A 14737-nucleotide genomic window follows, 5' to 3' on the forward strand; every position below is an offset into this window, starting at 1 on the left:
CGGTGCGGCGGGAACGCTGCGCGGTCCGGTGAGGCTCAGGCCGGGCCCGACCGGTGCGCGGTGAGCACCGGCTGGAAGAAGCCCGTCTCCTCCGGCATGTGCCAAGTCGGTTCGGCGAAGCCCGCCTCCGCCACGAACTCGATGAGCTGCGCCCTGGTCAGCGCCCAGTACCGCGCGCCGCCCGCCCGAACGGCCCAGCCGTCGCCGCCCTCGGTGAGCCGGAACATCTCGAAGTCGTAGCGCTCGCCGTCCTCGTGCCAGTGCCAGAGCTGGAAGGTGACGGTGCGCCCGGCGGCGGAATCGACCGACTTCGGCGGCAGCGCACCGGGTTTGGCGGCGCGTAGCGCGTCGTAGTCCCTGGTGGTCAGCACCAGCAGACCGCCGGGCCGCAGCACCCGCCACATCTCGCCGAGCGCTGTGCCCACCTCGACGGCGGTGAGCAGATGCGGCAACGCGTTGTCGGCGCACACCACCGCGTCCGCCCATCCGCCGTCGAAGGGCAGCGCCCGCATGTCGCCCGCCAGCGTGGGCAGCCGCAACCCCCGCGTCCGCGCCTCCTCGGCCGCCCGAGCCGCGGCCACGGGGCTCAAATCCATCCCCACCACGGTGTGCCCGCACGACGCCAACCCGATCGCCTGCGTCCCGATTCCGCACGCCGCGTCCAGCACGGTCGACGGCCCAGCCCCCAACCGCCCCCGCAGCACCCGATCCAACGCCCGGCCCTGCCCCGCGACCGCCGCGGGCCAGTCCTGATAGAGCAGGTGATATTCCCCGGCCAGCTGGTCGTAGAAGTCGCGCGCCACATCACCGGACATGACTCAACCGTAATCGAAGCGAGTTAGTTTTCCCCGAATCTCGCGTGTCCAAACATCTTGCCTGTCAGGATGTTCCCCACACGCGACGACTCCTGTCGGGGGGAGCCGCCTTCGGGCCTGCATCGGGTCGCGTCATCCATTCAATCGATATGGGGATCATGGGGACACCACGACAGACCGCTGTCGTCGCCGCGATCGGATTCGCGCTGCTCGCCGCCGCCGCGGGGTGCGGCGGCGACACCGGAGACGACCGTCCGCGACCGACGACCACGGCACGAACCACCACCGTGACCACACCACCGACCACGACCAGCGCGACCACGACGCCGCCCCCGACCACCACCGGCGTGACCACGCTTCTGCCACCCGCGTCGTTCGTGCCGCCCTCGCCGGTGCTGCCGACACCGCAGCTACCGCCGCCGCCCGCCGTTCCGACGCCGCAGGCAGCGCCCCCGCCCGCGCCGCCGCAGGTCGCGCCGCCACCGGCTCCGCCCAGACCGCAGCAGAGCAGCGTCTACTACCGCAACTGCGCCGCGGCCAAGGCTGCGGGCGCAGCGCCGATCTATCAGGGCGAGCCCGGATATCGCAGCGAGCTGGACCGGGACGGCGACGGGATCGCCTGCGAGACGTGAGGCGGGGCTCAGGCCGCGTTGCGCTGACGCACCCCCGGCGACATTTCGGAATCTCTCAGGTTGACCCACGATGATGTGGACCGTGCCCGACCGCTCGACGACGAGTTCCGGAACTACCATCGTGGCGGCAGGCGAAACCGGCAGGCGAGCGAAAGGCGTGGTGAACGCACGGTGAGCAACAACCCGGGACGGAAGAATCCGCTGCTGCAAGCGGAGCGCGCCGACCGCAATCGCAAGATCTTCATCCAGGTGGCGGTGGCCGCCGTGCTGATCGGCCTGGTGGCCGCGATCGGCATCGGAATCGCGATCAAGAAGGCGGAGAAGGACGATCCCGGTCCCACCCCGAGCATCGCCGCGGCACAGGCGCCGGGCGCCGTCACCGGAGCGATCACCGACAACGGCTCCATCCGCGTCGGCAAGCCCGAGGCGAAGGTCACCGTCCGGGTCGTCGCCGACCTGCAGTGCCCCGCATGCAAGGCCTTCGAGGCCGCCTACGGCAAGGTGCTGGACGACGCGGTGAGCACCGGTACCGCCGCGGTCGAGTACAACATCATCTCGTTCCTGGACAAGGCCTCGACCACCCAGTACTCGACCCGCGCGGCCAACGCCTCCTACTGCGTCGCTCAGGAGGACCCGACCAAGTACCAGGCGTGGCTCACGGCGATGTTCGCCCAGCAGCCGCCGGAGGGTGGTAACGGCCTGCCCGACGAGAAGCTGATCGAGATCGCGAAATCGGCAGGCTACAGCGACGCCGTCGCGAGCTGCATCACCGACCGCACCTACGAGAAGTTCGTCGCGGACACGACCAACAAGGCCTTCGACAGCGGCATCCAGTCGACGCCGACGGTCTTCGTCGACGGTAAGCAGGTCAACCCGAGCGCTCTCGAGCAGGCCATCGCCGCGGCGGCCGCGGGCCAGTGATCGCCGCGCCACCCCGGTCCGCCTGGCTGCTGCTGATCTGCGGCCTCGCGGGCTGGCTCGCCTCGATGGCGCTGACCATCGAGCGGTTCAAGCTCTTCACCGATCCGGGCTACCGGCCCACGTGCAGCATCAACCCGATCCTGTCCTGCGGCTCGGTGATGGTGACCGATCAGGCCGCGGTGTTCGGGTTCCCGAACCCGCTGCTCGGCATCGTCGCATTCTCCGTCGTGGTCACGCTCGGCGTCCTCGCTGTCGCCGGGCTCGGTTTCCCGAAGTGGGTCTGGGACGGCCTGTGGCTCGGCACGGTGGCGGGCATCGGCTTCGTCTGCTGGCTCATCTTCCAGAGCCTGTACCGCATCAACGCGCTGTGCCCGTACTGCATGGTGGTCTGGGCCATCGTCACGCCGCTGTTCGCGGTGGCCACCGATCAGCTGTGGGGCCGGTCGAGCGGCCCGCTCGGGGTGCTCGCCGAATGGCGCTGGACCATCGTCGCGCTGTTCTACGCGGTGGTGCTGCTGCTGATCTTCCTGCGGTTCCAGGATTACTGGCTGAGCCTGGTCTGACGCGCGCCGGCGTCAGTTCGGCGCGCCCTTGCCGAGCACCACGGTCACCGTCCGCTCGGCGCCGCCCACGCCGATCACGCCCAAGCGCACAGTGTCGTTGGGTTTGCGCACGTTGATCGCCGCGCGCAGGGCGCGGGCGGTGCTCACGGCCCGGCCATCGACCGAGGTGATCACCTCGCCGTCGGTGAGTCCCGCGGAATAGGCGGGGCTGCCGTAGATCGCGACGTCGATGCGCGCGCCGCTGGGCTTCGCGTCGGAGATGAGCACGCCGAGCGTGGCGGTCGGGCCGATGTGCACCGTCTCGGTCGGCGTGCCGGAGCGGATCTGGCGCACCACCCGCATGGCGGCGTCGATCGGCACCGCGTAACCGTTGGGCTGCCGGTCGACCTCCCGGTTCTGGTCACCCGACGCCGCGGTGATCACGCCGACGATCGCGCCGCGCCAATCGGCCAGCGCTCCCCCGGACTGCCCGGAAGTCACCGCGGCCGCGATCTCGAGCATCCCCGACAGCGCCTTGCGGGACAGATCGGCGGAGTTCAGCGCGACGATCGTGCTGTCGAGATCGGTGATCTTCCCCGCGATCGCGGTCGGCGGGCCACCCGTGCCACCCGCATTGCCGATGGCGAGCACCTCGTCGTCCATCCGCAGATCGGCGGAGCTGCCGAGCCGCGCGACGGTGAGTCCGGCCGCGCCTGCCAGTTCGAGCAGGGCGATGTCGGCGGCGGAGTCGTAGCCGAGCACGGTCGCGGAGTAGGCGTCCCCGGTGCCGACCGACGTCACGGTGACCGTGTCGGCGCCTTTGACCACGTGATGGCTGGTCAGCACCTGCCCTTCGGCGGTGAGCACGATGCCCGATCCGGCGGCGCCCTGGCCGAACGTCTGGGCGGTGGTGCTGATATGCACCATGGTCGGCGCCACGGCGGCCGCGACCGCCACCCGGTCCAGCGGCGGGGCCGGTTCCAGCGTCATCGGCGAGACGACTGTGCCGGGACCGCCGAACAGCGGCCAGCCCGGCAGCTCACTGCGATAACCGAGGAAGCCTGCCAGGCCGAGCACGGCGACGACGATCAGCGCGAGCGCCCGCCCGCCGCTGCCGCGCCGTCCGTCGTCCATGGGCACTCCTGCCTCCGCTACGCCTGGCGATTTCCATTGTGGCCGGAGATCTTCTCCGCTGAGAGCCGGAAATACCGGACACGGTGAGCATCCCCCGCGCCGCCGCGGGCAAACCCGGTCTCGGCAAACTCTCGGCGTGGCAAACCCGAGGGGTTGGCAATCACGAGCATGCGGAGGTAGGCATGTACTCATGAGCACCGCTGCCGCCGCCTACGCCCTGCCCGCTCCCGACGGAGTCTTCGAGAAGGTCACCATCGAGCGCAGGGAGCTCGGTCCGCACGACGTGCTGATCGACGTCAAGTTCGCGGGCATCTGTCATTCGGACATCCACACCGCCCGCGACGAATGGGGCGGCACCCGCTACCCCTGCGTACCAGGCCACGAGATCGCGGGCCTGGTGGCCGCGGTGGGTTCGGCGGTCAGCAAACACAAGGTCGGCGATCGGGTCGGCGTCGGCTGCATGGTCGATTCCTGCGGCAAATGCGGCCCATGCCTGGCCGACGAGGAGCAGTTCTGCCAGGCAGGCGCCACCATGACGTACAACTCCGGCGTCGCGCCCGAGGTACAACCCGGCGGATACACCATGGGCGGCTACGCCACCCAGGTCGTGGTGACCGAGAACTTCGTGCTGTCGATCCCGGAGGGCATCGGCCTCGACGTGGCCGCGCCGCTGCTGTGCGCGGGCATCACCTTGTTCTCGCCGCTGCGGCACTGGCAGGCCGGGCCCGGCAAACGGGTCGCGATCATCGGCATGGGCGGGCTCGGGCACGTCGGCGTGAAGATCGCCGCGGCGATGGGCGCGGAGGTGACCGTGCTCAGCCACTCGCTGAGCAAACAGGACGACGGCAAGCGGTTCGGCGCGCACCACTACTACGCCACCGGCGACCGGCAGACCTTCCGCGAACTGCGCGGCCGCTTCGACCTCATCCTCAACACGGTCTCGGCCGACCTGCCGGTGGACGACTACCTCAAGCTGCTCGCCCTGGACGGCACCCTGGTGATCCTCGGCCTGCCCGAGAACCCGTTGAGCGTCAAGCCGTTCACCCTGACCGGCTACCGCAGGTCGCTGTCGGGCTCGATGATCGGCGGCATCGCGCAGACCCAGGAGATGCTGGACTTCTGCGCCAAGCACGGCGTCGGCGCCGAGATCGAACTGATCTCCGCCGACGAGCTCGACAGCGCCTACGACCGCGTCGTCGCCAGCGACGTGCGATACCGGTTCGTCATCGACACCGCGACCATGTAGGCGTACGTCTGGCTCCGCCCCGGCCATGCGCGGGTCTGTCGATGGACTCCACCAGCTAGCCCAACGCGCATCGGTACCCGCCCGCGCTGGCCTGTTACGGGCGTCCGGAGCGACCGCTCAGTACCGTGGTTTTGTGTCCGCGGATGACGAAGACTCGACCAACCCGAAGTCCGGTGCGGATTCCCACGCACCCGGGTCCGAGACGCCGAAGCCCGAGGCGTCGAAACCCGACGTGGCGAAATCCGATGTGTCGACCGGGCCGCCGCCGTGGCTGTTGCGCGCCTTCCTGCTGGCCGCCGCCACGGTCGCCGGGCTGATCGTCGGGTTCTGGGTGCTCCAGCGACTCCAGGGCTTGCTGACCGTGCTGATGGTCTCGCTGTTCCTCGCCTTCGCCATCGAGCCCGCGGTCAACTGGCTGGCCGCGCGCGGGGTACGGCGCGGTCTCGCGACGGGCGTGGTGTTCCTCGGCCTGCTGCTGATCGTCGTCGGGTTCGTGTGGACACTGGGCTCGCTGCTCATCGATCAGGTGACCACGCTGGTCCAGAACGCGCCCGAATACGCCGACCGGGGCGTCGAATGGATCAACCGGACATTCCACACCGAGTTGTCCGGCACCGACATCCAGAAATACGCGACGGAGTGGAGCGACCAGATCGAGGGCTATCTGGTCGGCCTGGCCGAAAACGCCTGGGGCATCGGCACAGCCGCCATCGGCGCGCTCTTCCAGGGGCTCGGCGTGCTGCTGTTCACCTACTATTTCGCCGCCGACGGACCGCGCTTCCGCAACGCGGTGTCCTCACTGCTGCCGCCGCACCGCCAGCGACACGTGCTGCGCGCCTGGGACATCGCGGTCGACAAGACCGGCGGCTACATCTATTCACGCGGCCTGCTCGCCGTCTGCTCGACGCTCGCGCACTACGTGATGCTGCGAATACTCGACGTGCCTTCGGCATTCGCGCTGGCGCTGTGGGTCGGCGTGGTCTCCCAGTTCATTCCGACCGTCGGCACCTACCTGGCGGGCGCGCTTCCGATCATCGTCGCGCTGGTGAACGGCGGCCCCGGCGACGCGCTGTGGATCCTCGGATTCATCGTCCTGTACCAGCAGTTCGAGAACTACGTCCTGCAGCCACGCATCACCGCCACCACGCTCGACATGCACCCCGCGGTCGCCTTCGGCGCGGTGATCGCGGGCGCCGCACTACTCGGCGCCACCGGCGCCTTGCTGGCCATCCCCGTCACCGCCACCGTTCAAGCCTTCGCGGGCGCCTACGTCCGCCGCTACGAGGTGGAGACCGACACGGACACCGCCGCACCCGAGCCGATCAAGAAGAACGGCCGAAAGCGGATGTGGCAATGGCCGATCCGGCCCGGCGGGCCCGTGCGCTGAGCGGATCCATCGCGACGCCGAATCTTTTCGCCGGGGAAGGCGGCCCGTTCCTGTCGGGCAGGCATGCCTCCGCCTAACGCGATGCCGCGACCAAGCGCATGACCGCGTCCACCGAGGATTCGGCGAGTTCGTCGTCCAGCGGCAGATGGCCGAACAGCGCGCGAAAGTAGATCGGAGCGGCGACGGCGTCGAGGACGAATTCCATGTCGAGGTCGGGGCTGACCTCGCCGCGGTCGATCGCCGCGCGTAGCGCGATTTCGGTGGTCTGCCGCCGGGGCTCGAAGACCGTGGCGAGGAAGTGCTCGCGCAGATCCGGATCATTGGCCAGGTCGGCGAGCAGCGCGGGGAGCACCCGATCGAGCGAGGTATCGCGGAGTGCTGCGACGAGATCGCGCATCGCCGCGGTCAGATCGGCGCGCAGGTCTCCAGTGTTCGCGGTGGGACGCAGGCCGAGCAGATCGGCGACCACCGCCACGACCAGATGCCGTTTGGATGGCCAGCGCCGGTAGATCGCGGGCCGGTGGACTCCCGATCTGGCCGCCACCCCGCTGATCGATAGTTCGGCATATCCGTTCTCGTCCAGCAGCTCTCGCGCGGCGGTCAGCACCGCCGCGTCGATCCGATCGTCGCGGGCCCGCCCCGCCATCAGAACACCGGCCGCGGCATCAGCATGACCAGCCAGCCGTCCGGATCGGGAAAAGCCAAGCCGCCGTTCGCCGCCCAGTACGGATTGTCGACCGGCACCGGCTCGACCCCGTATTCACCGAGTCGCTGCGCCACGTCGTACATCTGCGCCTCGCCCTCGAAATAGAGCACCAGCAGATTCTCGGAACTCGGTGCGGCGCCGGGACTTCCGTCCACGTACGAGGTGAACTCCAGGTGATAGTCGGCGCCGGGCAGCCCGAGCATCACACCGTCGTATCCCGCGTGGTTCTGGAACCGGTACAGCTCGCGCAGGCCGAGCCCGTCGACGTAGAACCGCACCACTTCATCGAGCCGATCCGTCGGCCGCGCGACCCGCACCTGGGCCACACGCAGCGAATCTGGCCACACACTCTCGTTCACAGCCATAACCGAATGATACGGTACGTACCGTACCGAAATGAAGACCCAATCGCTCCCGCGCTACCGAAGCGCGCACCACGCTGGTGTCGCCGGACCCGCATCGTTGTCACGAAAACGACAGGCCGCCTTTCCGTTTCGCGACGGAAAGGCGGCCCGGGTCGATTGGCTATTCGGCCGTCGGGATCCGCCGCCGAATACGGCGCGCGGCGGCGACCAGATTGCGCAGCGAGGGTTCCAGCTGCCAGCCGTGGCGGGTCTTGAGGCCGCCGTCCGGGTTGGCCCAGAGCCGTTCCGGGGTGACGGCTTCGGCCGCGGCCGTGAGCAGTTCGTCGAGTTCGTCGATGTCCGGGATACGGGCCGAACGGCTTTCGTACACACCGGGACCGACGCCGTGGCTCAGGCCGTGGCCCGAGGCGCAGTCCTCCTTGAGCGCCTTGAGCACCCACTCGATGGAGCGGGTCGCGACGATCGCGGTGACGTCGGCGTCGAGCTGATCGATGGCCTCCACCACCTCGGCGCGACCGGAATAGCCGATGTGCGTGTGGATCTGGGTCTCCGGCTGCACACCGGAGGTGGCCAGCCGGAACGCGCCGACCGCCCAGCGTAGGTACTCCGCGCGACCGACATCGCGCAGCGGCAGCATCTCCCGGATCGCGGGCTCGTCGACCTGGATGATGGCGATGCCCGCCCGTTCCAGATCCACCACCTCGTCGCGGATCGCCAGCGCCACCTGGTCGGCGGTCTCGTGCAGTGGTTGGTCCTGCCGCACGAACGACCGCGCGATCATGGTGACCGGGCCGGTGACCATGCCCTTGACCGGCCGGTCGGTGAGCGACTGGGCGTAGGTGATCCACTCCACCGACATCGGCGCCGGGCGCGAGACGTCGCCGTAGATGATCGGCGGTCGCACGCAACGGGATCCGTACACCTGCACCCAGCCGAAGTGGGTGGTCGCGAAGCCGTCCAGCAGCTCGGCGAAGTACTGGATCATGTCGTTGCGCTCGTGCTCGCCGTGCACGAGCACGTCGAGGCCGATGTCCTCCTGCAGCCGGATCGTGGCCTCGATCTCGGCCTCGATCCGCTTGCGGTACTCGTCGTAGGACAACCGTCCCTCGCCGAGTTCGTACCGGGCCTGGCGAATCCGGTCGGTCTGCGGGAACGAGCCGAGCGTGGTGGCGGGCACCGACGGCAGATTCAGCTTGGCCTGCTGCGCGATTCGGCGCTGCTCGTAGGGTTCGCGCTCGCGCATGTCCGGCGTGATCGCGTAAACCCGTTGGCGCACCGCGTGCTTCTGCTTGAAGTGCACCACCGTCGGCCGCTTGCGCCACTTGTCCGACGGGCCCTCGGTGAGCGCCTTGGCCAGCGAGACCACCTCGCCCACCTTCTGTTTCGCGAAGGCGAGACGATCGGCGACATTGCCCTCGATGTCGTATTCGACGAGCAGGTCGTAGGGCACGTGCAGCAGCGTGCTTCCGGTGGAGACCACCAGATCCGGGCACACCTTGGCCAGTTCGTTCAGGTACTCCAGCGTCACGTAGCGGTCGGCGCGCCACACGTTGCGGCCGCTGATCACGCCCGCGTACAGCCGCTTGCGGCGAATGCCGGGCACCTCGGCGAGCTCCTCGGGGCGGATCCGGTGGCTGGCCAGGTCCAAACCGATGGCCTCGACATTGGACGCGGCCAGGATCGCCAGCGCCGGTCCGAAATCGCCGTACTGACCGGTGACCAGCATGCGGGGACGCAGCGGCGCCTTGGACAGCCGCTGGTAGGCCCGCTCGAACGCGGCCAGCTCGGCCTCGGTGCGCTCGCTGGTGAACGCGGGCTCGTCCAGCTGGACGCAGGTCGCGCCGCGCTTGGCGAGGATCTCGAACAGCTCCTCGTAGACCGGGAGCAGCTTGTCCAGCAGGGTGAGCGTGTCGAACTCGGCCTCGCCGGGGACCTGGCCCGCCTTGGAGAGCAACAGCAGCGAAAGCGGGCCGAGCATGACCGGACGCAGCTCGATGTCGTGCGCCTTGGCCCGGTCGAACTCGTCGAGCAGGGCCTCGGGATGCAGCGAGAAGTCGGTCTCGGCGTCGAGTTCGGGCTGACGGTAGTGGTAGTTGGTGTCGATGTAGCGCACCAGCTCCAGCGGCGGCAGGTCGGGCCGCCCGCGCGCCATCAGGAAGTAGAAGTCCAGCGGATCCATCCCGCCCTGGTAGGGCTGGAACCGCTTCGGCACCGCGCCGAACATCAGCGCGTTGTCCAGGACGTGGTCGTAGAAGGAGAAGGTGTTGCCGGGCACCTGGGTGAGCCCGGTGGCGGCCAGTTCGCTGAACTGCTGCTCCTGAATGTCGCGACCGACCTCGAGCAGTTCCTCACGTGACAGCGAACCGTGCCAGTAGGACTCCAGCGCCCGCTTGAGTTCCCGGTGCGGCCCGATCCTGGGATACCCCAGAATGCTCGACCCGTAGCCATCCGTGACGTTGACCATGCGCGGGAACTCCCTTTCGATCACCTGCGCGAAATCCGCTCCGCAAGGCGGAGGACGCGCAGCGCTGCGCTTTCGGTGTCCGGCCGAGCCGCGTCAACGACTCGGCGTCCTTGCAGCTTATGCCGTTACTACTGGTATCACTGCGAAGCGATGAGCAGCAGCCCCCCGGCTCAACCGGCCCGCCTCGACCGATTGCAGCTTGTGCCCGGCAATGATGGACGCGCCACCTGCGGGCGACGTGCACCCGAGGAAGCGAAGATCGACGCTGATGAGCGCCAAGGCCGGAAGCCCGGCGAACTCCTTCGCCCAACGCGACAACTGATCTCGCGAGGGCCGGGTAACTCGCCGGGTACGACCGAAATCGGTTCGGCACCCAACCGCCGGCACGGGTGCCCGACGCCGACGGCTTCGCGCCGCCCGCTAAGTACGCGGAGAGGCGGGGGAGTTGTACTGGTAAAAGCCCGCGCCGGTCTTCTTACCCAGCAGCCCCGCCTCCACCATGCGCATCAGCAGCGGCGGCGCGGAGTACAGCGGCTCCTTGAACTCGGAGTACATCGAGTCGGCGATGGACTTGACGGTGTCGAGGCCGACCAGATCGGTGAGCGCCAGCGGGCCCATCGGGTGGGCGCAGCCGAGCACCATGGCCTTGTCGACGTCGTCCTTGGTCGCGAAACCGGATTCGACCATGCGAATGGCGGAGAGCAGGTAAGGCACCAGCAGCGCGTTGACGACGAAGCCGGAGCGGTCGGCCGAGCGGACGACCTGCTTGCCGAGCACGTCACCCGCGAAGGCCTCGGCGCGCTCGGAGACCGACGCGCTGGTCTTCAGCGTGGTGACCAGCTCGACGAGCGGCAGCACCGGCACCGGGTTGAAGAAGTGCATGCCGAGGACGCGCTCGGGGTTGGCGGTCGCGACGGCGATCTTCATGATCGGGATGGAGGAGGTGTTGGAGGCGAGCACCGCGTTCGGGTCGGTGACGACCTTGTCGAGCTCGGCGAAGATCGAGGTCTTGACCTCTTCGTTCTCCAGCACGGCCTCGACGACCAGCTGACGGTCGGCGAAGTCGCCGAGATCGGAGGTGAAGCGCAGCCGCCACGCGGCCTGCTCACGCTCCCGCTCGGTGATCTTGCCGCTGCTCACGCCACGGTCGAGCGAGCGAAGGATGCGGGCGCGACCGGCGGCCGCTAGTTCCCGGGTCTGTTCGTAGACGAGCACGTCGACGTGCGCCCGGGCGCACACCTCCGCGATTCCTGCACCCATCTGTCCGGCGCCGATGACGCCGACACGCTGAATCTTCTCGCTGCTCACGTCCCGCTCCTGCTGGTCTGGTGTGGCTGGGATGGCTTGGGTCTGGGATGGCTTGGGTTTTTGTCCAAGGTATAGGGATGCCCTCCCCGCCGGGGCTGTTCGGCGGGGAGGGCGGTACACCCCTACTGGAGTAGAGGATCGTCGGCCTGCATCACTGCGGGCTGGTCAACTCAGTGGAACTGACCCTCTTCGGTGGAGCCCTTGAGCGCCGCGGTGGAGGTGTTCGGGTCCACGGTGGTGGCGATGGAGTCGAAGTAACCGGCGCCGACCTCACGCTGGTGCTTGACGGCGGTGAAGCCACGCTCCTTGGCGGCCTTGAACTCGCGCTCCTGCAGGTCGACGAACGCGGTCATGCCTTCGCGGGCGTAGCCGTGCGCCAGGTCGAACATGCCGTAGTTCAGCGAGTGGAAGCCGGCCAGGGTGATGAACTGGAACTTGAAGCCCATCGCGCCGAGCTCACGCTGGAACTTCGCGATGGTCGCGTCGTCCAGGTGCGCCTTCCAGTTGAAGGACGGCGAGCAGTTGTAGGCCAGCAGCTGGTCCGGGAACTCGCCACGGACGGCCTCGGCGAACTTGCGCGCGACCTCGAGGTCCGGCACACCGGTCTCCATCCAGATGAGGTCGGAGTACGGGGCGTAGGCCTTGGCACGCGCGATGCAGGGCTCGATGCCGTTCTTCACGCCGAAGAAGCCCTCGGAGGTGCGGGTGCCGTCCAGGAACTCACGGTCGCGCTCGTCGACGTCGGAGGTGATCAGGGTGGCGGCCTCGGCGTCGGTGCGGGCGATGACCACGGTCGGCACGCCGGCGACGTCGGCAGCCAGACGGGCCGAGGTCAGGGTGCGGATGTGCTGCTGGGTCGGGATCAGCACCTTGCCACCGAGGTGGCCGCACTTCTTCTCCGAGGCGAGCTGGTCTTCCCAGTGCGAACCGGCGACACCGGCCGCGATCATGGCCTTCTGCAGCTCGTAGACGTTGAGCGCGCCACCGAAGCCGGCCTCGCCGTCGGCGACGATCGGAGCCAGCCAGTTGGCGACCGAGGTGTCACCCTCGACCTTGGCGATCTCGTCGGCGCGCAGCAGCGCGTTGTTGATGCGACGCACGACCTGCGGCACCGAGTTGGCCGGGTACAGCGACTGGTCCGGGTAGGTGTGGCCGGACAGGTTCGCGTCACCGGCGACCTGCCAACCCGACAGGTAGATGGCCTTCAGGCCGGCGCGGACCTGCTGGACCGCCTGGTTGCCGGTGAGGGCGCCGAGGGAGTTGATGTAGTCCTCGTTGTTCACGAGATCCCACAGGATCTCCGAGCCGCGGCGAGCGAGCGTGTGCTCCTCGACGACAGTGCCCTGGAGCTTCACCACCTGGTCCGCGGTGTAGTTACGGGTGATGCCCTTCCAGCGCGGGTTGGTGTCCCAATCCTGCTGGATTTCCGCAGCGGTCTTCGGGGTGCCGGTGGTCGACATCTCTGACTCCACTTCTTCTTTGGTCGGTCGGTGCCGCGCTCGCCGAGATTTCGCTCGGACTGCTGGAGCGGCGATTTGCAGGCTTGCTAGGCCCATGGGGTGTACTTCCACACGATGGCATACCGCGAAATGGCCGTCTACCTGTTGCTAATGTGAATCTCAGCTAGGTTTCGCCCGGTGATTGCTAACTTTGTAAAATTTGCGGGCGAATTGCAAGCATTCAACCTACCCGCGGGTAGCTCTGACGTGGGGTTTTAGCGTAACGCTCGTACTGTTTGTGATCTCCGGCCGCCCCCGCCGCAACACGCCGAGGCATTCCGGCCTGTGAGTCGATTCACAGGGTGGGGCGGCCGCCCTCTGTGTGGGCCGGGCCACCTTTCGCCGCGAACCGCGCGCGCGTATGCGGCAGACTTGGGCGGAGAACCATTCTCGAGCAAGCGTCCAACTCCAGTCGGAGCACCATGGCGACGCCATCGAACAGGAGCCCCATGCGGAAACTGTGCCTCGCCGCGGCCGTCACGGCCTGCGCGACCGCCCTGCTGTATCCCTCCACCGCGAGCGCCGAACCCGCCGCGGGCACGGTCGAGTCGGTCACCCCGCTCGCCGCCGTCGCGACACCGCCGGACGCGGCGGACGCAGCCCGCCTCCTCTACCGCTCCACGACCGTGCGCGACGCACCGACCACCGCGAGCGCCGCGGTCTACTTCCCGGCCGGAACGCCGCCCGAGGGCGGCTGGCCGGTGATCGCCTGGGCGCACGGCACGGTCGGCCTCGGCGACGACTGCGCCTATAGCATCGCCGGGCCGAGCGCCCGCGAACGCGACTGGGCGTACCTGGGCACCTGGCTGAAGCAGGGGTACGCCGTGGTCGCCGCCGACTACGCCGGGCTCGGCACTCCCGGCGAGCATCCCTATCTCAATGGCACGGTCGAGGCGCACAACGTGGTGGACGCGGTGAAGGCCGCCACCCGGCAGTACTCCTCGCTGGCGAAGAAGTGGGTCGCGGTCGGCCAGTCGCAGGGCGGCGGCGCGGCCGTCTTCACCGCGCGCTACGCCACCGAGTTCGGCGGGCCCGAACTGGACTACCGCGGCGCCGTCGGCACCGGTGTGCCCGCCTACATCGAGGACATCCTGCTGCCGCTCGGCCCCGGCATGCCGCCGCTGGAGCTGGGCCCGCACAGCACCGCCTACGTGCTGTACATCCTCAACGGTCTGCACACCACCTACCCCGAACTCGACATCGAGTCCTATCTGACCGACGCGGGCCGGGAGTGGCTGGCTCGCGCGCGCACCGCATGCATCAGCCCGTTCGGCGAAGAGCTCGCCGCCGGAAAGGTGATCCTCGGCGACCTGTTCGCCAAGCCGCTCGCGCAGATCCCGGACCTGCGGGGCGTGCTGACCAGGACCATGGGCCTGCCCGAAGCCGGCTACGACCGCCCGCTCTTCCTCGGCCAGGGCCTGCGCGACACCGATGTCATCACCCCCGCCACCCTAGCCTTCGCCGCCGCCCTCCAAGTCAACGGCCAGCCGGTCACCCTGCGCACCTACCAGCAGGACCACAGCGGCGCGGTGAACGCCTCCCTTTCCGACTCCCTCCCGTTCGTGCGAAACCTGTTCTCCTGATCCGCGATCGCACGGCGCTGCCGTGCCCACCGGTGGTTCCGATGGGCACGGCAGCGCCGCAACGGTGCCACGCCACCGATGCTGGGCTGCAACGGCAGCGATCTGTCAAAGGCGACCTCCGCACCGCGGGAAACC

General features: G+C 68.7%; 13 protein-coding genes. 6 read left to right on the plus strand and 7 right to left on the minus strand.

The window, feature by feature from the left end:
• Positions 1 to 35: 35 nt before the first annotated feature.
• Entirely contained in the window at positions 36 to 815 is a 780-nt protein-coding gene (locus tag NL1_RS18250; protein WP_067840916.1) for a class I SAM-dependent methyltransferase, read from the minus strand.
• A 158-nt stretch (positions 816 to 973) separates the two neighbouring features.
• On the opposite strand from NL1_RS18250, the gene NL1_RS18255 reads away from it, so the two are divergent.
• The 3 genes from NL1_RS18255 (at position 974) to NL1_RS18265 (ending at position 2931) form a co-directional block, all read left to right on the plus strand.
• On the plus strand, positions 974 to 1447 hold the full coding sequence (locus NL1_RS18255) for an excalibur calcium-binding domain-containing protein (protein WP_067840980.1): 474 nt from the start codon (positions 974 to 976) through the stop codon (positions 1445 to 1447).
• A gap of 171 nt (positions 1448 to 1618) precedes the next feature.
• Positions 1619 to 2368, plus strand: coding sequence for a DsbA family protein (locus tag NL1_RS18260; protein ID WP_067840982.1), 750 nt, complete (start codon positions 1619 to 1621; stop codon positions 2366 to 2368).
• Positions 2365 to 2931, plus strand: a complete 567-nt coding sequence (locus NL1_RS18265; protein ID WP_067840918.1) for a vitamin K epoxide reductase family protein — start codon at positions 2365 to 2367, stop codon at positions 2929 to 2931. Before NL1_RS18260 ends, NL1_RS18265 begins: the two co-directional genes overlap by 4 nt.
• Before the next feature lie 12 nt (positions 2932 to 2943).
• On the opposite strand, the gene NL1_RS18270 is transcribed toward NL1_RS18265, so the two are convergent.
• Positions 2944 to 4044, minus strand: coding sequence for a S1C family serine protease (locus NL1_RS18270; protein WP_067840920.1), 1101 nt, complete (start codon positions 4042 to 4044; stop codon positions 2944 to 2946).
• A gap of 190 nt (positions 4045 to 4234) precedes the next feature.
• Between NL1_RS18270 and NL1_RS18275 the strand changes: the two genes are divergently transcribed.
• Positions 4235 to 5290 carry an NAD(P)-dependent alcohol dehydrogenase gene (locus NL1_RS18275; protein ID WP_067840922.1) on the plus strand — a complete coding sequence of 352 codons (1056 nt, stop codon included), beginning with the start codon at positions 4235 to 4237 and terminating at the stop codon, positions 5288 to 5290.
• A 133-nt stretch (positions 5291 to 5423) separates the two neighbouring features.
• Positions 5424 to 6677, plus strand: a complete 1254-nt coding sequence (locus tag NL1_RS18280; protein ID WP_245673366.1) for an AI-2E family transporter — start codon at positions 5424 to 5426, stop codon at positions 6675 to 6677.
• Positions 6678 to 6750: 73 nt separating this feature from the next.
• On the opposite strand, the gene NL1_RS18285 is transcribed toward NL1_RS18280, so the two are convergent.
• The 5 genes from NL1_RS18285 to aceA all read right to left on the minus strand — a co-directional run bounded on the left by NL1_RS18285 (position 6751) and on the right by aceA (position 12980).
• Positions 6751 to 7323 (minus strand): TetR/AcrR family transcriptional regulator, encoded by a 573-nt coding sequence (locus NL1_RS18285; RefSeq protein ID WP_067840923.1) that lies wholly within the window; start codon positions 7321 to 7323, stop codon positions 6751 to 6753.
• Entirely contained in the window at positions 7323 to 7748 is a 426-nt protein-coding gene (locus NL1_RS18290; protein ID WP_067840926.1) for a VOC family protein, read from the minus strand. The genes NL1_RS18285 and NL1_RS18290 overlap by 1 nt, the downstream gene beginning before the upstream one ends.
• A gap of 160 nt (positions 7749 to 7908) precedes the next feature.
• Positions 7909 to 10212 (minus strand): 5-methyltetrahydropteroyltriglutamate--homocysteine S-methyltransferase, encoded by a 2304-nt coding sequence (metE, locus tag NL1_RS18295; RefSeq protein WP_067840928.1) that lies wholly within the window; start codon positions 10210 to 10212, stop codon positions 7909 to 7911.
• Between the two features lie 420 nt (positions 10213 to 10632).
• On the minus strand, positions 10633 to 11520 hold the full coding sequence (locus NL1_RS18300) for a 3-hydroxybutyryl-CoA dehydrogenase (protein WP_067840930.1): 888 nt from the start codon (positions 11518 to 11520) through the stop codon (positions 10633 to 10635).
• A gap of 170 nt (positions 11521 to 11690) precedes the next feature.
• Positions 11691 to 12980: an isocitrate lyase gene (aceA, locus tag NL1_RS18305; RefSeq protein ID WP_067840932.1), complete on the minus strand. Its 1290-nt coding sequence runs from the start codon at positions 12978 to 12980 to the stop codon at positions 11691 to 11693.
• A gap of 488 nt (positions 12981 to 13468) precedes the next feature.
• Between aceA and NL1_RS18310 the strand changes: the two genes are divergently transcribed.
• Positions 13469 to 14602: an alpha/beta hydrolase gene (locus NL1_RS18310; RefSeq protein ID WP_067840933.1), complete on the plus strand. Its 1134-nt coding sequence runs from the start codon at positions 13469 to 13471 to the stop codon at positions 14600 to 14602.
• The last annotated feature ends 135 nt before the right edge of the window (positions 14603 to 14737 follow it).

This window comes from Nocardia lijiangensis NBRC 108240 (assembly GCF_001613045.1).
In the GTDB taxonomy this organism is placed as follows: Bacteria; Actinomycetota; Actinomycetes; order Mycobacteriales; family Mycobacteriaceae; genus Nocardia; species Nocardia lijiangensis.